This is a genomic window from Micromonospora sp. NPDC048894 (genome assembly GCF_040649765.1).
Taxonomy (GTDB): Bacteria; Actinomycetota; Actinomycetes; order Mycobacteriales; family Micromonosporaceae; genus Micromonospora; species Micromonospora antibiotica.
The window spans coordinates 1-24,901 of sequence record NZ_JBEZFY010000017.1; the positions used below are offsets into that span (position 1 = coordinate 1).

Annotated in this window: 21 protein-coding genes; 9 read left to right on the top strand and 12 right to left on the bottom strand. The window is 74.6% G+C overall.

The features are described from left to right. Positions 1-143 precede the first annotated feature (143 nt). From tsaE to AB0C22_RS27245, 4 genes are read right to left on the bottom strand one after another with little or no spacing between them, the layout of a single operon-like run. Entirely contained in the window at positions 144-626 is a 483-nt protein-coding gene (tsaE, locus tag AB0C22_RS27230) for a tRNA (adenosine(37)-N6)-threonylcarbamoyltransferase complex ATPase subunit type 1 TsaE (RefSeq protein ID WP_208568160.1), read from the bottom strand. 58 nt (positions 627-684) lie between these two features. Next, complete coding sequence (locus AB0C22_RS27235) at positions 685-1,782, bottom strand: alpha/beta hydrolase (protein ID WP_219464704.1); 1,098 nt, start codon at positions 1,780-1,782, stop codon at positions 685-687. After that, positions 1,779-2,897, bottom strand: coding sequence for an alanine racemase (gene alr, locus AB0C22_RS27240; protein WP_219464705.1), 1,119 nt, complete (start codon positions 2,895-2,897; stop codon positions 1,779-1,781). The genes AB0C22_RS27235 and alr overlap by 4 nt, the downstream gene beginning before the upstream one ends. 56 nt (positions 2,898-2,953) lie before the next feature. Further along, positions 2,954-4,423 (bottom strand): NAD(P)H-hydrate dehydratase, encoded by a 1,470-nt coding sequence (locus AB0C22_RS27245; protein ID WP_219464706.1) that lies wholly within the window; start codon positions 4,421-4,423, stop codon positions 2,954-2,956. Between the two features lie 285 nt (positions 4,424-4,708). Here AB0C22_RS27245 and AB0C22_RS27250 point away from each other — a divergent pair, with 285 nt between their 5' ends. Next, entirely contained in the window at positions 4,709-5,005 is a 297-nt protein-coding gene (locus AB0C22_RS27250) for a hypothetical protein (RefSeq protein ID WP_357014531.1), read from the top strand. Then, positions 5,002-6,756, top strand: a complete 1,755-nt coding sequence (locus AB0C22_RS27255) for an alpha/beta hydrolase (protein WP_357537834.1) — start codon at positions 5,002-5,004, stop codon at positions 6,754-6,756. Before AB0C22_RS27250 ends, AB0C22_RS27255 begins: the two co-directional genes overlap by 4 nt. A gap of 29 nt (positions 6,757-6,785) precedes the next feature. Here the strand turns inward: AB0C22_RS27255 and glmS are convergent, their stop codons facing one another. Next, positions 6,786-8,699: a glutamine--fructose-6-phosphate transaminase (isomerizing) gene (glmS, locus tag AB0C22_RS27260; RefSeq protein WP_208568166.1), complete on the bottom strand. Its 1,914-nt coding sequence runs from the start codon at positions 8,697-8,699 to the stop codon at positions 6,786-6,788. 734 nt (positions 8,700-9,433) lie between these two features. On the opposite strand from glmS, the gene AB0C22_RS27265 reads away from it, so the two are divergent. Further along, positions 9,434-9,928, top strand: a complete 495-nt coding sequence (locus AB0C22_RS27265) for a hypothetical protein (protein WP_219464708.1) — start codon at positions 9,434-9,436, stop codon at positions 9,926-9,928. Positions 9,929-10,019: 91 nt separating this feature from the next. Next, on the top strand, positions 10,020-11,216 hold the full coding sequence (locus tag AB0C22_RS27270) for a pyridoxal phosphate-dependent aminotransferase (RefSeq protein ID WP_219464709.1): 1,197 nt from the start codon (positions 10,020-10,022) through the stop codon (positions 11,214-11,216). 202 nt (positions 11,217-11,418) lie between these two features. Here the strand turns inward: AB0C22_RS27270 and glmM are convergent, their stop codons facing one another. The 7 genes from glmM to AB0C22_RS27305 all read right to left on the bottom strand — a co-directional run bounded on the left by glmM (position 11,419) and on the right by AB0C22_RS27305 (position 17,034). Then, positions 11,419-12,774 (bottom strand): phosphoglucosamine mutase, encoded by a 1,356-nt coding sequence (glmM, locus tag AB0C22_RS27275; RefSeq protein WP_357537837.1) that lies wholly within the window; start codon positions 12,772-12,774, stop codon positions 11,419-11,421. A 115-nt stretch (positions 12,775-12,889) separates the two neighbouring features. After that, positions 12,890-13,363, bottom strand: coding sequence for a 30S ribosomal protein S9 (gene rpsI / locus AB0C22_RS27280; RefSeq protein ID WP_091241865.1), 474 nt, complete (start codon positions 13,361-13,363; stop codon positions 12,890-12,892). Positions 13,364-13,383: 20 nt separating this feature from the next. Then, positions 13,384-13,827: a 50S ribosomal protein L13 gene (gene rplM / locus AB0C22_RS27285; protein WP_030489638.1), complete on the bottom strand. Its 444-nt coding sequence runs from the start codon at positions 13,825-13,827 to the stop codon at positions 13,384-13,386. Between the two features lie 211 nt (positions 13,828-14,038). Beyond that, complete coding sequence (locus AB0C22_RS27290; protein ID WP_357537931.1) at positions 14,039-15,352, bottom strand: nitrate/nitrite transporter; 1,314 nt, start codon at positions 15,350-15,352, stop codon at positions 14,039-14,041. Positions 15,353-15,682: 330 nt separating this feature from the next. Then, on the bottom strand, positions 15,683-15,976 hold the full coding sequence (locus AB0C22_RS27295; protein WP_208568170.1) for a type II toxin-antitoxin system PemK/MazF family toxin: 294 nt from the start codon (positions 15,974-15,976) through the stop codon (positions 15,683-15,685). Next, positions 15,966-16,223 (bottom strand): DUF6364 family protein, encoded by a 258-nt coding sequence (locus AB0C22_RS27300; RefSeq protein ID WP_091241872.1) that lies wholly within the window; start codon positions 16,221-16,223, stop codon positions 15,966-15,968. Before AB0C22_RS27300 ends, AB0C22_RS27295 begins: the two co-directional genes overlap by 11 nt. Before the next feature lie 112 nt (positions 16,224-16,335). Next, positions 16,336-17,034 (bottom strand): class I SAM-dependent methyltransferase, encoded by a 699-nt coding sequence (locus tag AB0C22_RS27305; protein WP_219464712.1) that lies wholly within the window; start codon positions 17,032-17,034, stop codon positions 16,336-16,338. Between the two features lie 150 nt (positions 17,035-17,184). On the opposite strand from AB0C22_RS27305, the gene AB0C22_RS27310 reads away from it, so the two are divergent. From AB0C22_RS27310 to AB0C22_RS27330, 5 genes are read left to right on the top strand one after another with little or no spacing between them, the layout of a single operon-like run. Next, entirely contained in the window at positions 17,185-19,416 is a 2,232-nt protein-coding gene (locus AB0C22_RS27310; protein WP_357537839.1) for a molybdopterin oxidoreductase family protein, read from the top strand. Further along, positions 19,413-20,846, top strand: a complete 1,434-nt coding sequence (locus AB0C22_RS27315; RefSeq protein ID WP_219464714.1) for an FAD-dependent oxidoreductase — start codon at positions 19,413-19,415, stop codon at positions 20,844-20,846. Before AB0C22_RS27310 ends, AB0C22_RS27315 begins: the two co-directional genes overlap by 4 nt. A 29-nt stretch (positions 20,847-20,875) precedes the next feature. Beyond that, positions 20,876-23,443 (top strand): nitrite reductase large subunit NirB, encoded by a 2,568-nt coding sequence (gene nirB, locus AB0C22_RS27320; protein WP_357014510.1) that lies wholly within the window; start codon positions 20,876-20,878, stop codon positions 23,441-23,443. Next, complete coding sequence (nirD, locus tag AB0C22_RS27325; protein WP_208568175.1) at positions 23,440-23,787, top strand: nitrite reductase small subunit NirD; 348 nt, start codon at positions 23,440-23,442, stop codon at positions 23,785-23,787. The genes nirB and nirD overlap by 4 nt, the downstream gene beginning before the upstream one ends. Next, entirely contained in the window at positions 23,787-24,875 is a 1,089-nt protein-coding gene (locus AB0C22_RS27330) for a uroporphyrinogen-III synthase (RefSeq protein WP_208568176.1), read from the top strand. The genes nirD and AB0C22_RS27330 overlap by 1 nt, the downstream gene beginning before the upstream one ends. The last annotated feature ends 26 nt before the right edge of the window (positions 24,876-24,901 follow it).

Here is a 24,901-nt window from a genome sequence, read left to right on the forward strand (position 1 = left end):
AACGGGAAGACCCACTCCGGGCGAGCTGCCGTGATCACCTGCACCACACCATGATCCACCATGGACCCATCACCGAGTTACGAGACATCCCTTAGGCAGCGGGTACGACAGCCCTCGGCGCAGGGCGGCCCTTCCGGAGCCGGTCAGCCCAGCGCGGTCAACCGTCGCGACCAGTCCCCGCCCACCGGCTCCAACTCGACCACCCGGGTGTCGTCGTCGCGCCGGTCGATGCGGACCCGCAGGTGGGCGTCGGCGAGCTGCTCGACCAGCCCTTCGCCCCACTCGACCACGGTCACCGAGTCGTCCACCGAGGCGTCGAGGTCCAGGTCGTCGATCTCGGCGCGCGGGTCGGTCGCGTCACCCAACCGGTACGCGTCGGCGTGCACCAGGGCCACCGTGCCGCCGCGTGCCGGGTCGGGCCGGTGCACCCGGGCGATCACGAAGGTCGGCGAGGTGACGTCGCCGCGTACCCCCAGGCCGGCACCGAGGCCCTGGGTGAGCGCGGTCTTGCCGGCCCCCAGCGGGCCGGTGAGCAGCAGCAGGTCACCGGCGCGCAGCACCCCGGCGAGCCGCCGGCCGAAGGCGTGCGTGTCGTCGACCGTGGGTAGCGTGACGCGTACGGTCACCGGGCCACCCCGGGTCGGTCCGGTCCGCCGGCGACCGGCGCAGGAACGACGGACCAGCTCACAGCGCCTCCAGGAAGCGTTCCAGCGCGGCGTTGACCTCGTCGGCGTGTTCCAGCATCACCACGTGCCCGCTGTCTCGGATCTTCAGGTATTCGGCGTGCGGCAGCCGACGGACGATCTCGTCCGAGTGGACCACCGGCGTGATCATGTCCTTGTCGCCCACCACGACCAGCACCGGTGTGCCGCTCAGCGCGGCCAGCGCCGGGAACCGGGAGTGGGTGGCCAGGGTCCGCAGGTAGCGGGTCACCGTGTCGGCCGACGTGCGGGAGTTCATCCGTTCCACGTACGACACCAGGGCCGGGCTCGGTTTCGGGGTGCCGAAGCCGTACCGGCGGGTCAGCAGCCAGGCCACGTTGGAGGTGGACTTCCGGGCCCGGTCGATGACGAGTCCGCCGTACCGGGTGGTGGTGCTCATCATGAACAGCACCGGCGAGCCGACCCGGCCGAGTAGGGCCGGCGCCACCAGCTTCGTCTCGGCGAGCAACCCGCCCGACGTGGCCATCAGCACCGTGCCGACCACCCGGTCACCGAAGAACTCCGGGTACGCCTCGGCGAACGCCATGATGGTCATCCCGCCCATCGAGTGCCCGACCAGTACCAACGGCCCCTCCGGGGCGGTCCGGTCGATCACCCGGCGCAGGGTGTGCCCGAGCGCGGCGAGGTCGTACTCGCCGCTCTCCAACCGCCCCGACCGGCCGTGCCCCGGCTGGTCGTACGCGACGACCCGGTAGTCGCCCCGCTCGGCGAGCAGTTGACGCTGGAAGTGGAACGTCCCCATGTCCAGGCAGAAGCCGTGCACCAGCACCACCGTCGGGTGCCCCGGCACCGGCCGGGTCGGCTCGACCACCTCGACGTGGATGTCGGTGCCGTCCGGCAACTCCAGCCGGTACGCCTCGTCGTAGCGCTGCGCGCCGAAGTCCTCCCCCGCGTACGGGTCGGCGGGGTCGGCCTTGAGCCGGCGGACCAGGGCGCGTTCGGTGGCCACCCCGGCGGCCAGCCCGGCGGCGGCCACCCCGACCGCGGCCCCGACCACGCCGGCCACCCTGCCTGCGGCCGTCCTCGGCCGGGGCACCCGGAACCGGCTGACCGCGCTCACGGTCGCTCCCCGTCGTAGATCCGGGGCACCCGGACCCCGCCGAACCGGGTGACGATCTCGTAGTTGATCGTGCCGACCGCCTCGGCCCAGTCGTCGGCGGTGGGCATCCCGTCGTCGCCGCTGCCGAACAGGGTCGCCACGTCACCGGCGGCCACCTCGTCGGCACCGCAGTCGAGCACGAACTGGTCCATGCAGACCCGGCCGGAGATGGTGCGTCGTTTCCCGCCAAGTTGCACCGGGCCGACGTTGGAGGCGTGCCGGGGCACCCCGTCGGCGTAGCCGAGCGGCACCACCGCCAGGTTCGCCTCCTCCTCGGTGGTGTAGGTGTGCCCGTAGGACACGCCGGTGCCGGCGGGGACCCGTTTGGTGAGCATCACCCGGGCCCGCGCGGTCATCGCCCGACGCAACCCGAACTGCTGCCCGGCGATCGGTGACAGCCCGTACACGGCGATCCCGGGCCGGACCAGGTCGAAGTGGGTGTCGGGTCGGGTCAGGGTGGCCGCCGAGTTGGCCAGGTGCCGGTAACGCGGGCGCAGGCCGGCCCGGTCGACCATGGCCAGCCCCTCGTGGAACACCGCCAGCTGCCGGTCGGTCGTGGGGTGGCCGGGCGAGTCCGCGTACACGAAGTGGCTCCACACGCCGACGACCTCGACCAGGCCGTCGGCCTGGGCCTTCGCGGCGGCCTCCAGCAGGGTCGGCCAGTCGGCCACGGTGGCGCCGCCCCGGGACAGGCCGGTGTCGATCTTGAGGTGCAGCCGGGCGGGCCGGTCGGCGGCCCGGCCCGCCGCGACCATCTCGTCGAGCTGGGACAGGCTCGCGGCGGCCAGGTCCACCCCGGCCGCCACCCCCTCGTGCAGGGGCAGCCCCGGGTCGAGCAGCCAGGCCAGCACCGGCACGGTGATCCCGGCCCGGCGCAGGGTCAACGCCTCGTCGAGGGTGCACACCCCCAGCCAGTCCGCCCCCGCGTCGAGCGCGGCCCGCGCCGACGGGACCATGCCGTGGCCGTACCCGTCGCCCTTCACCACCGCCATCAGCTCGGCGCTGGTGCCCGACCGGAGTCGGGTCACGTTTGCACGGATCGCGTCCAGATCGACGCGTACCTCGGCCTGCCACATGCGCCCAGCCTACTGGCGTCGCTGATCACCGGCCGGTGGACGCCGACCCGGGCCGGTCAGAGCAGCGGGGCCACCACCGGGCGCAACGCGGCCACCACGTCCGGCGCGGTCACCGGGCCGCCCCGGGCCGCCTCCCGACCGGCCAGCCCGTGCAGGTACGCCGCGACGACCGCCGCCCGTTCCGGGGCCAGCCCGGCGGCGAGCAGCGAACCGAGCAACCCGGCCAGCACGTCCCCGGTGCCCCCGGTGGCCAGCGCGGGGCTGCCGGTCGGGTTGACGTACGCCCGGCCGTCGGGCGTCCCGACGACCGTGCGGTCCCCCTTGAGCAGCACCGTCGCGTTCATCCAGGCGGCCAGCCGCAGCGCGGCGGCGACCCGGTCGGCCCCCGGCTCCTCCCCGGAGAGCCGGCGGAACTCCCGGTCGTGCGGGGTGACCACGATCGGGGCGTCCCGGTTGCGCAGCCGGCCGGCGAGCGAACCGTCCACCAGCAGGGTCAACGCGTCGGCGTCGAGCACCACCGGCACCGGCGCGGCCAGCACCGCGCGCAGCTCCGCTCCGGCCTGCTCGTCGGTGCCCAGGCCGGAGCCGCAGACCCAGGTCTGCACCCGGCCGGCCCCGGCGACCCGGTCGGTGGCGATCACCGACGGGTGCTGCCGGACCACCTCGCCCCGGGCGCCACCGGCGTACCGGACCAGCCCGGTGGGGCCGGCCAGCGCGCCACCCACCGAGAGCACCGCCGCCCCCGGGTAGGTCCGCGACCCGGTGGCCACCCCGACCACGCCCCGGCTGTACTTCTCCGAGGACGCCCCGGTGCGGGGCCACCAGTCGCGCACGTCCGACCATTCGGTCACCCACGATGCAGGGGTGCCGCGCAGCCACGGCCCGAGCCCGATGTCGACCAGCTCGACCTGACCGGCGAGCGGGGCCGCCGGGCCGACCACCAGGGCCGGTTTGAGCGCGCCGAACGCCACCGTCACGTCGGCCCGGACGGCGCCGGGCCGACCGGACCCGTCCGTCGGCACGTCCCCGGTGTCCACCGCCACCCCGCTGGGCACGTCCACCGCGACGACCGTGGCCCGGCCGCCGTCGCGTCCCCGCAGCGCGGGCAGGCCGGCGACGAGGTCGTCAGCGGCCTCCCGCAGCCCACCGCTGCCCCCGATCCCGACGATCCCGTCGAGCACCAGGTCGACGGTGGGCGGTGGGGCGTCGACCAGCCGGCCACCGGCGGCCCGCAGCGCCGCCAACCCGTCGGCGTGCGTCCGGCCGGGGGCGGTCGCCAGCACGGCGACCTGCGCGCCGCGCCGGGCCAGCCGCTCGCCCGCGTACAGCGCGTCGCCGCCGTTGTCGCCGGAACCGGCCAGCACCAGCACCCGCGCGCCGTAGACCCCGCCCCGGCCGGCGAGCAGCAGGGCGCAACGTCGGGCCAGCCCGGCCGCCGCCCGCTGCATCAGCGTCCCGGGCGGGAGGGTGGCCATCAGGCCGGCCTCCGCCGCACGTACGTCCGATACCCGCCACACCGGTCTCATGCCGTCCCCGTCCCTGCCGCCGGCCGTCTTCCCGGCCACGGCGTCCCGTCGCGGAGGGACGGCCGGTTCGACCCACGTCCCGGCTCCGTCGTGGCCGAGATCACCCTACCGGCGGCCGGGCGGCAGAGTAGCCACCGGCGACGCCCCGGGCAAGACCTGTGGACAACCCGGGGGTACGACCGCCGCCCGTCGTCCACAGGGCAGGTCCACCGGCTGCCCGTCCGCCTAGCGTCGGTGCGGCAGTCGGGCGGCGGGACCGACCACGGGGGTGGAGGAGGCGGGCGGGTGACGAACGAGCCGGTGGAGGTCGACCTGTCGGTGCTGCGGGTGGCGGCCGGTGGGTTGGCCGACGAGGCGTACGCGCTGGCCCAGGGGTTGGCGGGCCGACCCGGCCTGGTGCTGTCCGCACCGGGGTGGCGGGCCGGCTCTGCCCTGGCCGGGCTGGAGTCGGCGGTGCACGCGTGGCACGGGGCGCTCGGCGTCCGGGTGGCGGAGGCCGGCGCGGCCCTGCGCGCCGCCGCCGAGGCGTACACGGCGGCCGACGACCGGGCCGCCGGGCGACTGGTCGGCCGACCCCGATGATCGGGTACGCCCAGCTCTGGTCCGCCTCCCCGGGTGACTGGGACGCGGCGGGGGTGGCCTGGCGCGGGGTGGACGCACCGGTCGGGCGGCGACGGGCCGGGCTGGCCGACCGGGCCGCGGCGTTGCGGGCGGGCTGGGCCGGCGGGGCGGCGACAGCGGCCGGTGGGCGGCTCGACGGGCTCCGGTCGGAACTGGCCACCATCCTGCCGGCGCTGGTCGAGGTCGACCAGGTGCTCGCCGAGTTCGCCGGTCGGCTCCGGGTGGCGAAGGCCCGGCTCGCCGAGGCGGTGGCGCTGGCCGACCGCACCGGCGTGGCGGTAGACCGGCACGGCGGTGTCCGGGCGGCACCCCTGCTCTGGCGCGGCCCCGAGGCGGGTGAGCTCCCGGTCGGGGTGGGTGCCCGCCCTTCTCCGACGGGCGGTGGCGTCGGCGCGGGGGGCCAGGTCCGTGGTCCGGCCCCGGACCCCCGCGCCGGTGGGAGCGCCACTGGCAGCGGCGCGGGTGCCGGGGGCGGCAACGGGGCGGCGGCGGGCGCAGGCGGCGGGGGTGGGGGCGGCGGGGTGGGTTCGCCCGTGGCGGTGGGGCAGGTGGCGGCGGCGCTGCGGGAGGCGCTCGCGCTGGCCGACGCGGCCGACCGGGAGGCGGCCTCCCGGCTGGCCGAGCTGTCCGGGGCGGCCCGCACCGGCTGGGTCGAGCGGCCACCACCGGGCCGACCGGCCGACGACGCCACTGCGGCGACGGTCCGGGCCTGGTGGGCCACCCTCACCCCGGCCCAGCGGCGCTGGCTGGTGCTGCACGAGCCGACCCGGATCGGCCCGCGCGACGGGGTGCCGACCTCGGCCCGGGACCAGGCGAACCGGCTGCTGCTGGCCGGCCACCGGGAGGCGCTGCTGACCGCCCGCCGGGCGACGCCGGGCGGGCGCGGTCGGCGGCGGATCGATGCGGCGTTGGCCGTCCTGGACGGGCTCGCCGGTCGGCTGGCCGCCACCTCACCGCCCCGGGCGTACCTGCTCGGGCTCGACCCGCGCGGTGACGGCCGGGCGATCGTCGCGCTGGGCAATCCGGACCGGGCCGGCCGGGTGCTCACCTACGTGCCGGGGATGACCAGCGACCTCGCCGACGTCCCCGGTGAGCTGGGCCGGGCCGCCCGGGTGCAGGCCAGGTGCGCTGCCATCGCCCCCGGCGTGGAGACGGCGGCGGTGCTCTGGCTGGACTACGACGCCCCCGACTTCCTGCCCGAGGCGTCCTCGTCGACCCAGGCCCGGGACGCCGGTCCGGCGCTGCACCGTTTCCAGGATGGGCTGCGCGCCACCCACGACGGGCCCACGGCCCGGCAGACCGTGCTCGGGCACAGTTACGGCTCACTGGTGGTGGGCAGCGCCGCCCGGGACCACGGGCTGGCCGCCGACGCGCTGGCCTTCGTCGGCTCACCAGGAGTGGGGGTGGACCGGGCCGGGGCGCTCGGCCTGCCACCGCAGCAGGTCTGGTCGAGCACCGCCGACGACGACGTGATCAGGCTGGTCGAGCCGCCCCGGGAGCTGGCCGGCCGGGCGGTGCTGGCCGCCTCGCCGCTGGCCAGCGCCGCCTGGCTGCTACGCCCCGACGACCACCAACTGTGGTTCGGGCACGACCCGAGCGATCCGGGTTTCGGTGGCCGGACCTTCCCCAGCGGCCGGTACGGCCACACCGGCTACTGGGAGCCCGGCAACCCCGCCCTGGACGGGATGGCCCGGATCGTGCTCGGCCGGTGACCGGGTCACCGTCGGTGGCGCGGGGTCACCTACTCGACGGTGACCGACTTCGCCAGGTTGCGCGGCTGGTCGACGTCGTGGCCCCGGGCAGCGGCGATCTCGGCCGCGAACACCTGCAACGGCACGGTGGTGACCAGCGGCGCGAGCAGGGTCGGCGTACGCGGCACATAGATCAGGTGGTCGGCGTAACGCACCACCGCCTCGTCGCCCTCCTCGGCGATCACGATGGTCCGCGCACCTCGGGCCCGGACCTCCTGGATGTTGGAGACGATCTTGTCGTGCAGCATGCCCCGGCCGACCGGGGACGGCACCACGCAGATCACCGGGGTGCCCTGGTCGATCAGGGCGATCGGCCCGTGCTTCAGCTCACCGGCGGCGAACCCCTCGGCGTGCATGTACGCCAGCTCCTTGAGCTTGAGCGCGCCCTCCAGGGCCACCGGGTAGCCGACGTGCCGACCGATGAACAGCACCGTCGGCTCGGACTTCAGCTCCCGGGCCAGCTCCCGCACCGGCTCGATCCGGCCCAGCAGCTCCCGCAGCTTGCCCGGCATCTCCTGGAGCTGGGCCACCACCGCGCCGACCTCGTCGGCGAACTTGATCCCGCGTACCTGGGCCAGGTGCAGCCCGATCAGATAGCAGGCGACCAGCTGGGTGAGGAACGCCTTGGTGGAGGCGACGGCGATCTCCGGGCCGCCGTGGGTGTAGAGCACCGCGTCGGACTCGCGCGGGATGGTGGAGCCGTTGGTGTTGCAGATGGCCAACACCCGGGCCTTCTGCTCCTTGGCGTGCCGCAGCGCCATCAGGGTGTCCATCGTCTCGCCGGACTGCGAGATCACCACGATCAGGGTGGACCGGTCGAGCACCGGGTCGCGGTAGCGGAACTCGCTGGCCAGCTCCACCTCACAGGGGATCCGGGTCCAGTGCTCGATGGCGTACTTGGCGACCATGCCGGAGTGGTAGGCGGTGCCGCAGGCCACGATGAAGATCTTGTCGACGTCGCGCAGGTCCTGGTCGCTGAGGCGGACCTCGTCGAGGGCGATCTCGCCGGTCTCGGTGAGCCGGCCGAGCAGGGTGTCCGCGATGGCCTGCGGCTGCTCCTCGATCTCCTTGAGCATGAACCAGTCGTAGCCGCCCTTCTCGGCAGCCGAGGAGTCCCAGTCGATGTGGAAGTCCTTGCCGGTGGCCGGCTGACCGTCGAAGTCGGTGATCTCGATGCTGTCGGCGGTGATCAGGACGAGTTGGTCCTGCCCCAGCTCGACCGCCTCGCGGGTGTGCTCGATGAACGCCGCCACGTCACTGGCCAGGTAGTTCTCCCCCTCGCCCCGGCCCACCACCAGCGGCGAGTTGCGCCGGGCGCCGACCACCGCACCGGGAATGGCGGCATCGACGGCGAGCAGGGTGAACGCGCCCTCCAACCGCCGGCACACCACCCGCATCGCGGCGGCGAGCAGTTGCGGGCTGTCGGTCCCGCCGGCCGCCCGCAGCTCGGCGAGCGCGTGGGAGAGCAGATGGGCGGCGCACTCCGTGTCGGTGTCGCTGGTGAACTGGACGCCGTCGTCCTCCAGCTCGGCGCGGAGCTTGGCGAAGTTCTCGATGATGCCGTTGTGGATCACGGCGACCCGGCCGTCGGGGGCCAGGTGCGGGTGGGCGTTACGGTCGGTCGGGCCGCCGTGGGTGGCCCACCGGGTGTGCCCGATGCCGGTGGTGCCGTCGCCGATGCCGACCGGGCTGGCGGCGCAGTCGTCCGGGTTGGTGGCGGCCCGCTCGGACAGGACCTTCTCCAGGTTGGCCAGCTTGCCGGCCTTCTTCTCGGTGAGCAGCTCGTCGTCGCAGACGATCGCGACCCCGGCCGAGTCGTAGCCCCGGTATTCCAGCCGCCGCAATCCGTCGAGCACGATGCCGAGCGCCGGACGTGCGCCGGCGTAACCCACGATTCCACACATGGTTCGCAGCCTAACCCAGTTTCGCTCACCTCACGTGCGCGGAAGTCGGGCAATCAATCACCGATTTTGAGCGATCGGTCGGTGACGGGCGGCAATCGGACTACCGGCGCACCCGGCCGTCCGGACGGGGTTGCGGGCGGCCCGGCGGTACGAGAGTCTCTCGGCGACCCCTGGAACGTCCCTGGGACGGCTCGCTCGCCCCTTTCCTCCACTTCCGTCCCGGAGCCGCCATGTCCGACGCGCCACCCCCCAGCGATCCCCCGCCCCCGCCCGGCGACCCGGCCCCGGCTGCGTCCAACGACCCGTCGCCCGGCCCGTCCCCCTGGACTCCACCGGACCCGTTCGCGGTCCCGCAGCCCTGGGCGGCCCCCGACCCGTGGCCCGGCGGTCCGACTGCCGGCAGCGCGCCCGCCGGGCCGGTCCCTCCCGACCCGCCGATCGACCCTGCCGGCGCACCCGCTCCCGGCTGGCCCGGCACACCCCCGCCCACCGGTTGGCCCGGTCCGACGCCGGGACCCACCGGTTGGCCCGGTCCGGCCCCCGGACCCACCGGTTGGCCCGGCGCGGCCCCCGGGCTGCCCGGCGGCCCGCCCACCGGGTGGCCCGGCACGACCCCGGGAATGCCGGGCGGGCCACCCGGTCCCGGCTGGCCACCGCCGGGGTATCCGCCGCCGTTCGCCTATCCGGCCCACCCGTCGCCGGGCGGGCGGAGCTCCACCGGCACCGGTGCGGTGGTGGGCATCGTGGTCGCCGTGGTCGTGGTGCTCGTCCTCGTCGTCTGCGCCTGCTTCTGCGGGGGAGGTCGCCTGCTGGGCAGCTCCGGGCCGGACACGGCAACCGCAGAGCCCTACGACAACGGTTACTACGACGACGAACCCGAGCCGAGCTGGAGCCCGCCGCAGCCGCTCCAGCCGCCCGCGCCCGCCACCGCGCCGGCCGACGGCCCCGGCCGGTACCCGGTGACGTACGAGGTGACCGGGACCGGCTCCGTCGACCTCCAGTTCTATGACGGGGACGGCTACTTCATCCGACAGGACAAGGTGCGGCTGCCCTGGCGGATGACGCTGCGTGTCGACGATCCGACCCGGGTGCTGGTCAGCGCCACCCGCTCCGGCGGCAACCCGGGCGGGTTCCGGTGCACCACCACCGTCGGCACCCGGCCCCGGGTCACCGACGTGGCCGGCCCGGACGACTGGCAGGTGCAGTGCCACGCCAACCGGGTCCGCTGACCCGCCGGACCAGGGGAAGACCCCGTCAGGGGAAGAATGGCGGCGACCGGACCCGGTGGCAGGGGTGGTCGCGGGCCGTAGGCTGACGGGCGTGACGACGTCGACCGATGTGGACCCGCTGGTGACCCGGATGCGTCCGTTCGGGACGACGGTATTCGCGGAGATGTCCGCGCTCGCCGTCCGGACCGGTGCGGTCAACCTGGGCCAGGGCTTCCCGGACACCGACGGGCCGCCGGAGATGCTGGCCGCCGCCGCCGAGGCGCTGCGCTCCGGGCACAACCAGTACCCGCCGGGCCCCGGCATTCCCGCCCTGCGCGCTGCCGTCGCCGCGCACCAACGGCGGTTCTGGGCGCTGGACTACGACCCGGACGGCGAGGTGATCGTCACCGCCGGGGCCACCGAGGCGATCGCCGCGAGCATCCTCGCGCTCTGCGAGCCGGGCGACGAGGTGATCTGCTTCGAGCCCTACTACGACTCGTACGCGGCGTCGATCGCCCTCGCCGGGGCGGTACGACGGCCGGTGACGCTGCGCCCCGGCGACGACGGCCGGTACGCCTTCGACCCCGCCGAGCTGCGGGCCGCGTTCGGGCCGCGTACCCGGCTGATGCTGCTGAACTCCCCGCACAACCCGACCGGGAAGGTGTTCACCGCGCCGGAGCTGGCCCTGCTCGCCGACCTCTGCCAGGAGCACGACGTGTACGCGGTCACCGACGAGGTGTACGAGCACCTCGTCTTCACCGACGCCGCCGCCGCGCACCTGCCGCTGGCCACCCTGCCGGGGATGTGGGAACGGACCCTGCGCATTTCGTCGGCCGGCAAGACGTTCTCCTGCACCGGCTGGAAGGTGGGCTGGGTCAGTGGCCCCGCCGCGCTGGTGTCGGCGGTGCTGCGGGTCAAGCAGTTCCTCACCTTCGTCAACGCGGCACCGCTGCAACCGGCGGTCGCCGTGGCGCTGGCCCTGCCCGACGACTACTACACCGGTTTCCGTGACAGCCTCCAGCGGCAGCGGGACCTGCTGATCGGTGGCCTGACCGACGCCGGTTTCGCGGTGCTCACCCCGGAGGGGACGTACTTCGTCACCGCCGACATCACCGGCCTCGGCGGTCGGGACGGGTTGGAGTTCTGCCGGTCCCTGCCGGAACGCTGCGGTGTGGTGGCGGTGCCCACCCAGGTCTTCTACGACGACGCGGAGGCCGGCCGGCGGTTGGTCCGGTTCGCCTTCTGCAAGCGTCCCGAGGTGCTGACCGAGGCGGTCGCCCGGCTACGCGCCCTGTCCGACCCCCGCTGACCGCCCACGCGGGACTGGCGTCCGACGCCCGCTGACCGCCCGCGCGGGCCGGCATCGTCGCGCCCGCCAGCAGGGTCAGCCGGCACCGGCACAACCGGGGGCACGCGGTGGGGCAGCCACCGGGACGCTCCCTGGGCCCACCGGCGACGCCGGCAGCACAACGAGGGGTGGAGCAGGCGGGACCCGCCCGCAACGGGGACGGTCAGTTGGCAGGGCTGGCGGCGCTGACCTGGGCGGCGATCCGTTCGGCCACCGACCGGGCGGTCTCCTCGGTGCCGGCCTCGACCATCACCCGGACCAACGGTTCGGTGCCCGACGGCCGCAGCAGCACCCGGCCGGTCTCCCCCAGCTCCGCCTCGGCCCGCTCGACCTCGGCCTTGACGGTGGGTGCGGTGGCACCGGCGGTGCGGTCGCCGACCGGCACGTTGATCAGCACCTGCGGCAGCTTGGTGACCACCGAGGCCAGTTCGGCCAGGGACCGGCCGGTGGCGGCCATCCGGGCCATCAGGTGCAGGCCGGTGAGGACCCCGTCGCCGGTGGTGGCGTGCGCGGGCATGACGAGGTGGCCGCTCTGCTCGCCGCCGAGGGCGAGGCCGGAGGCGCGCAGCTCCTCCAACACGTACCGGTCGCCGACCTTGGTCTCGACCAGCCGGATGCCCTGCGCGGACATGGCCAGCCGCAGGCCGAGGTTGCTCATCACGGTGGCGACCAGGGTGTCCTGGGTCAGCTCACCGGCGTCGCGCAGGGCCAGCGCGAGGACCGCCATCAGCTCGTCGCCGTCGACCTCCGCGCCGGTGGCGTCGACCGCCACGCAGCGGTCGGCGTCGCCGTCGTGGGCGAGGCCCAGGTGCGCACCGTGCTCGACCACGGCGGCCCGCAGGCTGTCGAGGTGGTTGGAGCCGCACTCGTCGTTGATGTTGAGGCCGTCCGGTTCGGCGTGGATCGCGATGACCTCGGCGCCGGCCTCCCGGTAGGCCACCGGGGCGACCTCGGCGGCGGCGCCGTTGGCGCAGTCGACCACGACCTTGATGCCGTCGAGGCGGTGCGGCACGGTGCCGACGAGGTGCTGCACGTAGTGGTCGGCACCGTCGAGCAGGTCGTGTACCCGGCCGACCCCCGCGCCGACCGGACGGTCCCAGGCGGTGGTGGCGTTCGCCTCGACGGCCGCCTCGATCCGCAACTCGATCTCGTCGGGCAGCTTGTGCCCACCGGCGGCGAACAGCTTGATCCCGTTGTCCGGCATCGGGTTGTGCGAGGCGGAGAGCATCACGCCCAGGTCGGCCTTGGCCTCGGCGGTCAGGAACGCCACGGCCGGGGTGGGCAGCACGCCGACCCGGACCACGCTGGCCCCGGCGCTGGTGAGCCCGGCGACCACGGCGGCCTCCAGCATCTCGCCGCTGGCCCGGGTGTCCCGCCCGACCACCGCCAGCGGCGGGTGGCTGCGGTCCGACTCGGCCAGCGTGTGCGCGGCGGCCACCGCCACCGCGAGCGCCAACTCCGGGGTGAGATCCACGTTCGCCCGCCCGCGTACGCCGTCCGTGCCGAACAACCGCCCCATACCCGCGAACCTCCGGTGCACCTGCGATGAGTGGAGAAAACGGAAACGGCCGGGCCGCCTCCCGTGGGGGAGGCGGACCCGGCCGTCCGTCAGAAGTACAACGCGCTGGTGGTGATCAGCGCTTCGAGTACTGAGGCGCCTTACGGGCCTTCTTGAGACCGTACTTCTTGCTCTCCTTGACCCGGGCGTCCCGGGTCAGGAAGCCGGCCTTCTTCAGGGCCGGGCGGTCGTCCGGCTCGTTGACGATCAGCGCACGGGCGATGCCCAGCCGCAGCGCACCGGCCTGGCCGGTGGTGCCGCCGCCACGCAGGTTGGCGATGACGTCGAACTGCTCCAGCTTCTCGGCGGTGACCAGCGGGTCCTTGATGAGCTGCTGGTGCACCTTGCTCGGGAAGTACGACTCGAGCTCCTGGCCGTTGCAGGTGATCTTGCCGGTGCCGGGGACGATACGGACCCGGACGATGGCCTCCTTGCGGCGGCCCACGGTCTGGATCGGCCGGTCACCACGAGGCGCGCGGGCGACGGGCGCGGGCGCCTCGGTGGCCTCAGGGGCTTCCGGGGCAACCTCGGTCTCGGTGATGTCGGTCATGCTGTTTCCTTCGCCCTCGCTCACTGCGCGATCTGCTTGATCTCGAACGGCACCGGCTGCTGCGCCAGGTGCGGGTGCTCGGCACCGGCGTAGACCTTCAGCTTCTTGATCAGCTGACGGCCGAGCTTGTTGTGCGGGAGCATCCCCTTCACGGCCAGCTCGATGGCCCGCTCGGGCCGCTTGGTCAGCAGCTCCTCGTAGCCGATCTGCTTGAGGCCGCCCGGGTAACCGGAGTGCCGGTAGGCGACCTTGGTCTGCCGCTTGTTGCCGGTCAGCGCCACCTTGCCCGCGTTCACGATGACGACGAAGTCGCCCGTGTCGACGTGCGGCGCGAAAGTCGGCTTGTGCTTGCCGCGCAGCAGCGTGGCGGCGTGGGTGGCCAGGCGGCCCAGCACGACATCAGAGGCGTCGATAACGTGCCACTGACGCTCGATCTCACCCGGCTTCGGGCTGTACGTACGCACAGGTCTACCTTGTCTCGTCGTCGGTCTGGGGTCGCGCGCCGAGGTGACCAGAGGCTTCCCGGCCGGACCAGCGCGCACGAACGACCAAGCGTACCTGAGCGGCACGCCTCTGGATGTCGTACAACAGCAGGCAACGATACCCGGCGCCCGGTCTGCTGGTCAAAACGGGGGGTCGGCCGGCGTGGCCTGCGGTTTCGGCGGATGACCAGGGTCACACGCCGATCAGCTTACCCGGGCCGGGCCGCAGGTAGACCACCCAGGTCACCACGAAACAGAGCGCGTACCAGCCGATGAAGGCCAGGTAGGCGGCGTCCGCGTTGCCCGAGGTGAGGAACGACTGCCGGAAGGCCACGTTCACCAGCACCCCGCCCGAGGCGCCGACCGCCCCGGCGATGCCGATCAGCGCCCCGGAGCGTCGCCGGGCCCGGCGCTGCGCCGCGACCGGGTCGCCGGTCAGCTCCGCCTCGGCCGCCGCCCGGACCCGGAAGATCGCCGGGATCATCTTGTAGGTCGACCCGTTGCCGATGCCGGAGAAGACGAACAACGCCAGGAACCCGACGAGGTAGAGCGGGAACGACTGCTCCCGGGCGGCGTAGAGCACCAGGCCGGCGCCGACGGCCATCGCGACGAAGTTCCAGAACGTCACCCGGGCCCCGCCCAGCCGGTCGGCGAGCTGACCGCCGAACGGTCGGATCAACGAACCGATCAGCGGCCCGAGGAAGGTCAGCCAGGCCGCGTCGACCGGGGTGGGGAACCGCTCGGCGAACTGGAGCTGGAGCACCTGGCCGAAGGCGAAGCCGAAGCCGATGAACGAGCCGAAGGTGCCGATGTACAGCAGGGACATCACCCAGGTGTGCCGGTCGCGGGCGGCCTCCCGCAACGCGCCGGGTTCGTTGTGGGCGTCCGGGATGTTGTCCAGCCAGCGGGCGGCGGCGAGCGCGGCCAGCACGATCAGCGGCAGGTACACCACCGGCACCAGCCGGGGGTACGCGGCCCCGGCGGTGGCCAGCACCGCCAGCCCGACCAGTTGCACCGCCGGCACGCCGAGGTTGCCGCCCCCGGCGTTGAGCCCGAGTGCGCGACCCTTGAGCCGGTCCGGGAAGAACAGGTTGATGTTCGCCATCGACGAGGCGAAGTTGCCGCCGCCGACCCCGGTCAGGCAGGCCAGCACCATCAGCGTGGTGTACGACACACCCGGCTCCAGCAGCAGCGCCATCGGCACCGCCGGCACCAGCAGCAGCAGCGCGCTGACGATGGTCCAGTTCCGCCCGCCGAAGCGCGCCACCGCCAGGGTGTACGGCAGCCGCAGCACCGCCCCCAGCGCGGCCGGTACGGCGGTGAGCAGGAACTTCCCCGCCGGGTCGATGCCGTACGCCGGGCCGAGGAAGAGCACGGTGACCGACCAGAGGCTCCACACCGAGAAGCCGACGTGCTCGGCGAAGATCGACACCCAGAGGTTGCGACGGGCGATCGGCGCTCCGGTCGTCTGCCAGAAGGTCGGGTCCTCGGGTCGCCAGTCGTCGATCCGGTGCCGCCGCCCGGCGGGCCGGTCGGGTCCGGCGGCGGTGACAGCCGCGTCGGCGGTCGGCGGGACGTCGGTGTCGCCCGGCGGACCGACCGTGGCGGCGGCCAGCGGGTCGGTGGTGGCGGCCGGTGGATCGGCGGCGGCGTTACTGCTGCTGGCGAGCGTGCTCACGGCGACTCCTCCTCGTCGATGTGAGCAGGACGCTAGGCAGGGTCGGTTTCCCGGCGGTGCCCCACGTGGGTCGGGCCGGAAACGGAGACCGCACGTCGACCGGGAACCGGTGGTGAGGGGCCCACCGTTGCGGTGGGTCGCCGCTCCCGCCGGGGCGGGTCACAGCTCCTGGAGGATGCGCAGTGCGCGGGCCACCCGCTGCATGGTCTCGGTGTCGGCGACGTCCACGCACTCGGTGAACCACTTCTTCATCGGCGCCGACAGCCGGTCGGGCATCACCACGTTGGCACCCATCGGCACGGCGAGCGGGGAGTCGCGCAGCAGGGCGGTCTCGACCACCTCGGCGACGATCACGATCGGCACGTCGGTGGAGTTGTAGACGTCGGAGCTGATCACCAGGCCGAGCCGTTCCCGGGCGCCCTCGATGCGCCAGACCTCTCCCCTACGCAGCACGCGGGCGACCGCCGAAGAGCACGTCGGCGACCATGCCCACCTCGCGGGCGTCGGCGAGGGCGGCGGACTCCAGGTCGAGCCCGGCCCGCCCGACCGCCTCGGCGTGGGCGGTGAAGACCTCCCGCAGCGCCTTCTCCCGGGCGGCCTGGTCCATCCAGGCGGAGAGGGAGAGTCCTTCCCGCTTGGCGAACCGGCGGGCCTCCTCGATCGTCTCGTCGGAGAACGAGAGGGTCACCTTGGCAGTCATGCCTGCGATCCTACTCCCGGTATGACCGCCGGTCGTTCCGTTCGCCCGCCTCGACGAACCCGACAAACCGCCGTGTGCCACCGCCCGGCCCGCCCGCCGCAGGGGGTCCGGGTCAGGCGGGACGGCGACCGCCGAAGACCGCGAACCGCCACGCCTTGTAGAAGCAGTCCACGTCGACCAGGCCGGCGTCGACCAGCCACCGGCACTGGTCGGTCACCGACGCCGGGCGGTCGTGCCGCATCCGCTCCCGGGCGGCGGCGATCTCGTCGGCATCCGAGCCGCGCGCGGCGGTCTGGGCCAGCCAGACGTCGTCGTAGCGGCGGTCCAGGGTCGGGGTGGGGCCGGCCACCTGCTCGGCGTTGACGAACACCCCGCCGGGGACGAGCGCGTCGGCCGCCCGCCGGTAGAGGGCGCGCTTGCCGTCGTCGTCGAGGTGGTGCACGGCCAGGGCGGAGACCACCGCGTCGTAGCGGCCGGCGGGGAGCGGGTCGGCCAGGTCGGCCACGACGGTCCGGTGCGCCACCCCCCGGGCGGCCAACCCGTCGGCGGCCACCGCGAGCATCCGCGCGGCCCCGTCGACCAGGGTCACCCGCACCCCGGGCAGCGCTGCGGTGAGCAGCAGGGAGAGCAGTCCGGTGCCGGCGCCCAGGTCGAGCACCTCGGGGGTACGGCCGGCGGCGAGCGCGGCCCGCAGCGGTGGGGCGGCCACCTCGACGGCGGTGCCGTAGAAGTCGTCGAAGCAGGGGACGAGCCGGCGGCGGGCCCCGTCGTAGGAACCTGCCACCGCATCGAAGGCCGCCGTCACGTCCACGATCCACCCCTCTCACATATTAAGAAACTTGTCTCACATTATAGACCCCACCGACCGGTCCCCTGCCCCCGTGCGGTGTGAACCGCTCTTGACAGGACCGAAACAGAAGGGACCCCGGTCGGAAACCGCCCGGCGGCACGCTTTGCGGACATGACAGACGGTGCACGCGCCGCGACACGAACGGAGCCCCCGCCCCGGGAGACGGAAACGCACTGCCCGTACTGCGCGCTCCAGTGCGGCATGATCCTGCGGGACGCCGACGGCCGGATCGAGGTCCGGCCCCGGGAGTTCCCCACCAACCGCGGCGGGCTGTGCCAGAAGGGCTGGACCGCCGCCGAACTGCTCGACCACCCCGACCGGTTGACCACCCCGCTGGTCCGCGACCCGTCCGGCACGCTGCGCCCGGCCAGCTGGGACGTCGCGCTGGACCGGATCGCCGACGGGCTGCGCACCATCCAGCGGGCCCACGGCCGGGACGCGGTCGCGGTCTTCGGCGGCGGCGGGCTCACCAACGAGAAGGCGTACGCCCTCGGCAAGTTCGCCCGGGTGGCGCTGCGGACCCGGCACATCGACTACAACGGCCGGTGGTGCATGTCCTCCGCGGCGGCGGCCGGACTGCGCGCCTTCGGCGTCGACCGGGGGCTGCCGTTCCCGCTGACCGACCTGGGCCGCACCGGAACCCTGCTGCTGGTCGGGGCGAACCCGGCCGAGACCATGCCGCCGCTGATGCGCCACGTGACCGACCAGCGGGCCCGGGGCGGCCGGCTGATCGTGGTCGACCCCCGGCTCACCGCCACCGCCCGCCAGGCCGACCTGCACCTGCAACCGCTGCCCGGCACCGATCTCGCGGTCGCCAACGCACTGCTGCACATCGCGCTCACCGAAGGGCTGATCGACCGGGAGTACGTCGCCACCCGTACCGAGGGCTTCGACGCGGTACGCCGTACCGTCGCGGGGTACTGGCCGGCCGAGGTGGAACGGCTCTCCGGGGTGCCGGTGGCCGACCTGGAGGCGACCGCCCGCGCGCTCGGCACCGCCGACTCGGCGGTCATCCTCACCGCCCGGGGCGCCGAACAGCACGCCAAGGGCGTCGACACCGTCAGCGCGTACGTCAATCTCGCCCTCGCCCTCGGCCTGCCCGGCCGCCCACACTCCGGCTACGGCTGCCTCACCGGTCAGGGCAACGGCCAGGGTGGACGCGAGCACGGCCAGAAGTCCGACCAGCTCCCCGGCTACCGCAAGATCGACGACCCGGCGGCCCGCGCCCACGTCGCCGGGGTCTGGGGAGTCGACCCCGCCGAACTGCCCGGCCCCGGGGTGCCGGCCTACCAGCTGCTCGACTCGCTCGGCACCCCCGACGGCCCCCGGGCACTGCTGGTCTTCGGCTCCAACCCGGTGGTCTCCGCGCCCCGGGCGGCCCGGGTCGAGTCCCGGCTACGCGGGCTGGACCTGCTGGTGGTGGCCGACTTCCTGCGCTCCGAGACGGCCGAGCTGGCCGACGTGGTGCTGCCGGTGGCCCAGTGGGCCGAGGAGGACGGCACGATGACCAACCTGGAGGGTCGGGTGCTGCGCCGCCGGGCGCTGCGCCCACCGCCCCCCGGCGTCCGCACCGACCTGACCGTCCTCGCCGAGCTCGCGGCCCGCCTCGACGACGCCCCCGACGCACCGGTCCCGGCGACGACGCCGGACGGCCCGGCCCCGACCACCCCGACGACCACCCGGCCCGCCGTCCCGGCCCCGCGCACCCCTGCGGACCACGTCCCGGCCCCGCGGACCGCGCCGGACCGGTTCCCGACCGACCCGAGGGTCGTCTTCGCCGAGCTACGGCGGGCCTCCGCCGGGGGCGTCGCCGACTACGCCGGGGTCAGCTGGGACCGGATCGAATCCGCCGACGGGGTCTTCTGGCCGTGCCCCGACCCGGACGGGCCGGACTCCCCCCGGCTCTTCGCCGACACCTTCCCCACCCCCAGCGGCCGGGCCCGGTTCCACGCCGTGCAGCACCGGCCGGCGGCCGAGGAGGTCTGCGCCGACTACCCGCTGCACTTCACCACCGGGCGGGTGCTGGCCCAGTACCAGTCCGGCGCGCAGACCCGGCGGGTGGCCGCGCTGCACCGGGCCGCCCCGCACGGCTTCGTCGAGCTGCACCCCGACCTGGCCGACCGGCTCGGGGTGGCCGAGGGCGACGAGGTCCGGGTCGCCTCCCGCCGGGGTGAGCTGCGGGCACCGGCCCGGCTCAGCCCGACCATCCGGCCCGACACCGTCTTCGCCCCGTTCCACTGGCCCGGGGCGGCGCGCGCCAACTCGGTCACCAACGACGCCCTCGACCCGGTCTCCGGGATGCCCGAGTTCAAGATCTGCGCGGTCCGGGTGGAGCGGGCATGACCGGGCAGATCGTGATCGTCGGGTACGGGATGGCCGGCGCCCGGCTCGCCACCGAGCTGCACGCCCGCAACGGCGACCGGAAGGTCACCGTGCTCGGGGCGGAACCGCACCGGGCGTACAACCGGATCATGCTCTCCACGCTGCTGGCCGGCAAGGTCGACGAGCCCGACGTGGAGCTGGCCGAGGTCGCCGGGCAGGGCACCGACGTGCGGACCGGGGTGGTGGCCGCCGCGATCGACCGGGCCACCCGGACGGTGCACACCACCGACGGCGACCGGATCGACTACGACCACCTGGTCCTCGCCACCGGCAGCCGGGCCGTGGTGCCCCCGCTGCCCGGCCTCGACCCGGCCGCCCTGCCGCCCCGGGTCGCCGTCTTCCGCACCCTGGCCGACTGCCGCCGCATCCTCGCCACCGCCCGCACCGCCCGCACCGCGCTGGTGCTCGGCGGTGGGCTGCTCGGCCTGGAAGCGGCGCGCGGCCTGGCCGCCCGGGGGTTGGCGGTGACCGTGGTGCACCCCCACCCGCACCTGATGGAACGCCAGCTCGACCCGGCCGCCGGGGAGGTGCTCGCCGCCACGCTCGCCAGGCTCGGCGTCACCACCCGACGGGGGGTGCCGGCGACCGGGTTGGCCACCGACGACGACGGGGTCCGCCTCGACGTGGCCGACGGCACCACCCTGCACGCCGACCTGCTGGTGCTCTCCTGCGGGGTGCGCCCCGACACCGACCTCGCCACCGCCGCCGGGCTGGCCGTCGACCGGGGGGTGCTGGTCGACGACCGGCTACGCACCGACGACGGGTCGATCTCGGCGATCGGCGACTGCGCCCGCACCGGCGGCCCGACCGGGCTCGTCGCACCCGCCTGGGCACAGGCCCGGGTGGTGGCCCGGCTGCTCACCGGCGAGGACCCGGCGGCCCGCTACCGGCCCCGACCGGTGGTGACCCGGCTCAAGGCCGCCGGGATCGACCTGGCCGCGATGGGCGACCCGACGGGCGGCCCCGGCGAGGAGTTGACCTTCGCCGACCCGGCCCGGGGAACGTACGCCCGGCTGCGTATCCACCACGACCGGCTGACCGGGGCGATCCTGCTCGGTGACAACCCGGCGGTCGGCACGGTCGTGCAGCTCTTCGACCGGGGCGCCCCGGTCCCCACCGACCGGCGGGCGCTGCTGCTCGGCCGGTCGCTCGGCAGCGCCCCCGCGACACCCGCCGCCTCCCCGGCGCTGATGCCGGACGCGGTGACCGTCTGCCAGTGCAACGACGTCGACAAGGGCACCCTGGTGCGCTGCTGGCGCTCCGGCGCCCGGACCGTCGACGAGGTGGTCGCCGCGACCCGGGCCGGGACCGGCTGCGGTGGCTGCCGGCAGGCCGTCGAGGGCATCGTCGGCTGGCTGTCCGAGGTGGACTCGGTGGGGACGACCCGATGACCGTGATGACACCACGAGGAGGTGACCCGATGACCGGTGGACGATTGGTCGTCGTCGGCAACGGCATGGTCGGCCAACGGTTCGTCGAGGCGCTGCGCGCCCGCGACCACGACCGGCGCTGGCAGGTGACGGTGCTCGCCGAGGAACCCCGCCCGGCGTACGACCGGGTGCGACTGTCGGCGTTCTTCGACGGGGTGTCCGCCGAGGAGCTCAACCTGCACACCCCCGACGAGGGGGTGCGGCTACACCTCGGCGAGCCGGTCACCGGGATCGACCGGGACCGGCGGGTGGTGACCACCGCGACCGGGGAGCACCCGTACGACGCGCTGGTGCTGGCCACCGGGTCGTACCCGTTCGTCCCGCCGGTGGCCGGCACGGACCTGCCGGGCGTCTTCGTCTACCGCACCCTGGACGACCTGGAGGCGATCCGGGAGCACGCCCGGGGCCGGGTGACCGGGGCGGTGATCGGCGGCGGCCTGCTCGGTCTGGAGGCCGCCAACGCGCTGCGGCTGCTGGGGTTGCGCACCCACGTGGTGGAGTTCGCCCCCCGGCTGATGCCGGTGCAGGTCGACGAGGCGGGCGGCGCGATGCTGCGGCGCTACGTGGAAGAGCTGGGCGTCACCACCCACCTCGGGGTGGGCACCACCGCGCTGCGGCCCGGCCCGACCGGCACGGTCGCCGCGTTGGACCTCTCCGACGGTGGCACGGTCGACGCCGACCTGGTGGTGGTGGCCGCCGGCATCCGGCCCCGCGACGAGCTGGCCCGCGCCGCCGGGCTGGGCCTCGGCCCCCGGGGCGGGGTGCTGGTCGACGGGAGCTGCCGCAGCGACGACGAGCGGATCTGGGCGGTCGGCGAGTGCGCGGCCGTCGACGGCACCTGCCACGGCCTGGTCGCCCCCGGGTACGCGATGGCCGAGGTGGTGGCCGACCGGCTGCTGGGCGGCGCGGCCACCTTCCCCGGCGCGGACAGCGCCACCAAGCTCAAGCTGCTCGGCGTCGACGTGGCCTCGTTCGGTGACGCCCACGGCACCACCCCCGGCTGCCTGGACGTCACGTTCACCGACCCGGTCACCCGCTCGTACGCGAAGCTGGTCCTCTCCGACGACGCGCGGACGCTGCTCGGCGGGGTGCTGGTCGGGGACGCGACCGCCTACCCGACGTTGCGGGCCAGCGTCGGCGGGCCGCTGCCCGCTCCCCCGTTGACGCTGCTGGCCCCGGCCGGCGAGGGCGGCGGCGGGGTGACCGCGCTGCCCGGTGCGGCGCAGGTCTGCTCCTGCAACGCGGTGACCCGCGACGACATCGACGCGGCGATCGCCGGCGGGGCGTGCGACGTGCCGGCGTTGAAGGCGTGCACCCGGGCCGGGACGAGCTGCGGCTCCTGCGTGCCGATGCTCAAGCAGTTGCTCGACGCGGCCGGGGTGCAGCAGTCCACGGCGCTGTGCGAGCACTTCGACGCCAGCCGGCAGGAGTTGTTCGACATCGTCCGGGTGCGCGGCATCCGGACGTTCTCGCAGCTCGTCGCCGAGCACGGCCGGGGCCGGGGCTGCGACGTCTGCAAGCCGGTGGTGGCCTCGATCCTCGCGTCGCTGGGCACCGGGCACGTGCTCGACGGCGAGCAGGCGTCGTTGCAGGACACCAACGACCACTTCCTGGCCAACCTGCAACGCGACGGCAGCTACTCGGTGGTGCCCCGGATCCCGGGCGGCGAGATCACCCCGGACAAGCTGATCGTGATCGGTGAGGTGGCCCGCGACTTCCAGCTCTACACCAAGATCACCGGCGGGCAGCGCATCGACCTGTTCGGCGCGCGGGTCGAGCAGCTCCCGCAGATCTGGCGGCGGCTGGTCGACGCCGGCTTCGAGTCCGGCCACGCGTACGGCAAGGCGCTGCGCACGGTGAAGTCCTGCGTCGGCGAGACCTGGTGCCGCTACGGGGTGCAGGACTCGGTCGGCCTGGCCGTCGCGCTGGAACTGCGTTACCGGGGGTTGCGGGCCCCGCACAAGCTCAAGTCCGCCGTCTCCGGCTGCGCCCGGGAGTGCGCCGAGGCCCGCAGCAAGGACTTCGGCATCATCGCCACCGACACCGGGTGGAACCTCTACCTCGGCGGCAACGGCGGTTTCCGGCCCCGGCACGCCGACCTGTTCGCCACCGACCTGACCACCGACGAGCTGATCACCCTGATCGACAGGTTCCTGATGTTCTACGTCCGCACCGCCGACCGGCTGCAACGCACCTCCGCCTGGATCGAGGCGATGGACGGTGGCCTGGAGCACCTCCGGTCGGTGATCGTCGACGACTCGCTCGGGCTCTGCGCCGAACTCGACGCGGCGATGGCCCGGCACGTCACGTCCTATTCCGACGAGTGGCGGGACGTGCTCGACGACCCGGAACGGCTGCGCCGGTTCACCTCCTTCGTCAACGCCCCCGAGGTGCCGGACCCGTCGATCACCTTCGCCGTGGAACGCGGCCAGCCGGTACCGACACGCGGCCCCGTCGCCGCCGGGGCCGCACCACCGGACGGGGCCGCCGCCCCCGCCGGGGCACCCACCCGGCGTCGCCAGCCGGTCGTCCTCGGCCTGCCGGAGGTGCGGCGATGAGCGACACCGTCACCATCGGCTGGGCCCCGGTCTGCCCGCTGGAGAGGCTGGAACCCGAGCGCGGCGTCGCCGCCCTGGTCGACGGCGTCCAGGTGGCCATCTTCCGCACCGACGACGAGCTGTTCGCGGTCGACAACCTCGACCCGCTCAGCGGCGCGTACGTGATGTCGCGGGGCATCGTCGGCAGCCGGGGCGGGGTGCCCACCGTCGCCTCCCCCCTGCACAAGCAGGTGTACGACCTGCGAACCGGGCTGTGCCTGGACCTGCCCGGGGTGACCCTGCCCCGGTACGACGTCCGCTGCCGGGACGGCCTGGTCGAGGTGCGGCTGCGACAGGAGGAGTGATGCGGGACGAACTGGCCGGCTTCACCATCGGAGTGACCGCCGACCGGCGACGCGACGAGTTGGCCGCGTTGCTGGAACGGCGCGGTGCCCGGGTGGTGCTCGCCCCGGCCCTGCGGATCGTGCCGCTGGCCGACGACACCGACCTGCGGGACGCCACCCGGGCCTGCCTGGACCGGCCACCGGACGTGCTGATGGCCAACACCGGCATCGGGATGCGCGGCTGGTTGGAGGCGGCCGAGGGCTGGGGGCTGGCCGAGCCGCTGAAGAACGTGCTGTCCCGGGCCTACGTGGTGGCCCGGGGCCCCAAGGCGCGCGGCGCGATCCGGGCCGCCGGCCTGCACGACCAGTGGTCGCCGGCCTCGGAGAGCTGCGAGGAGGTGGTCGAGCACCTGTGCCGACGTGGGGTGGCCGGGCAGGTGATCGCCATGCAGCTGCACGGCGACCGGCAACCGGAGTGCACCGAGGCCCTGGAGGCCGCCGGGGCCACCGTGATCGAGGTGCCCGTCTACCGGTGGGCCCCACCGACCGACCCGGCCCCGCTGCACCGGCTGATCGACCTCGTCGCCGGCCGGCTGGTCGACGCCGTCACCTTCACCTCCGCCCCGGCGGCGGAGGCGCTGCTGCGCGCCGCCGGGGACCGTACCGAGACGGTGCTGGCCGCGTTGCGGGGCGACGTGCTGGTCAGCTGCGTCGGCGCGGTCACCGCCGAACCGCTGGTGCGGCGGGGCGTGCCGGTCAGCGCGCCGACCCGGGCCCGGCTCGGCGCGCTGGTCCGCACCATCGTGGACGAACTGCCCCGCCGAACCGTCACGGTCAAGGCGGCCGGGCACCTGCTGACCCTGCGTGGGCACGCCGCCGTCATCGACGGGGAGCTGCGGCCCCTGGCGCCCGCGCCGATGGCGGTACTGCGGGCGCTCGCCGCCCAGCCCGGTCGGGTGCTGTCCCGGACCGAACTGCTGCGCACGCTGCCCCGGGGGGCCGACGAGCACGCGGTGGAGATGGCGGTGGCCCGGCTGCGGGTGGGGCTGCGGGCACCCCGGGTGGTGCAGACCGTGGTCAAGCGCGGCTACCGGCTCCGGGTGGAGTGAGGCCGGGGGTTGGTGGAGTGCGGTCG

Coding starts and splice junctions, on each gene's coding strand:
- alr (WP_219464705.1), bottom strand. CDS start 2,897: ATGTGGCAGGCCGAGGTACGCGTCGATCTGGACGCGATCCGTGCAAAC.
- glmM (WP_357537837.1), bottom strand. CDS start 12,774: ATGGGGCGGTTGTTCGGCACGGACGGCGTACGCGGGCGGGCGAACGTG.
- AB0C22_RS27310 (WP_357537839.1), top strand. CDS start 17,185: ATGACAGACGGTGCACGCGCCGCGACACGAACGGAGCCCCCGCCCCGG.
- rpsI (WP_091241865.1), bottom strand. CDS start 13,363: ATGACCGACATCACCGAGACCGAGGTTGCCCCGGAAGCCCCTGAGGCC.
- AB0C22_RS27245 (WP_219464706.1), bottom strand. CDS start 4,423: ATGAGACCGGTGTGGCGGGTATCGGACGTACGTGCGGCGGAGGCCGGC.
- AB0C22_RS27330 (WP_208568176.1), top strand. CDS start 23,787: ATGCGGGACGAACTGGCCGGCTTCACCATCGGAGTGACCGCCGACCGG.
- nirD (WP_208568175.1), top strand. CDS start 23,440: ATGAGCGACACCGTCACCATCGGCTGGGCCCCGGTCTGCCCGCTGGAG.
- nirB (WP_357014510.1), top strand. CDS start 20,876: ATGACCGGTGGACGATTGGTCGTCGTCGGCAACGGCATGGTCGGCCAA.
- AB0C22_RS27255 (WP_357537834.1), top strand. CDS start 5,002: ATGATCGGGTACGCCCAGCTCTGGTCCGCCTCCCCGGGTGACTGGGAC.
- AB0C22_RS27300 (WP_091241872.1), bottom strand. CDS start 16,223: ATGACTGCCAAGGTGACCCTCTCGTTCTCCGACGAGACGATCGAGGAG.
- glmS (WP_208568166.1), bottom strand. CDS start 8,699: ATGTGTGGAATCGTGGGTTACGCCGGCGCACGTCCGGCGCTCGGCATC.
- AB0C22_RS27315 (WP_219464714.1), top strand. CDS start 19,413: ATGACCGGGCAGATCGTGATCGTCGGGTACGGGATGGCCGGCGCCCGG.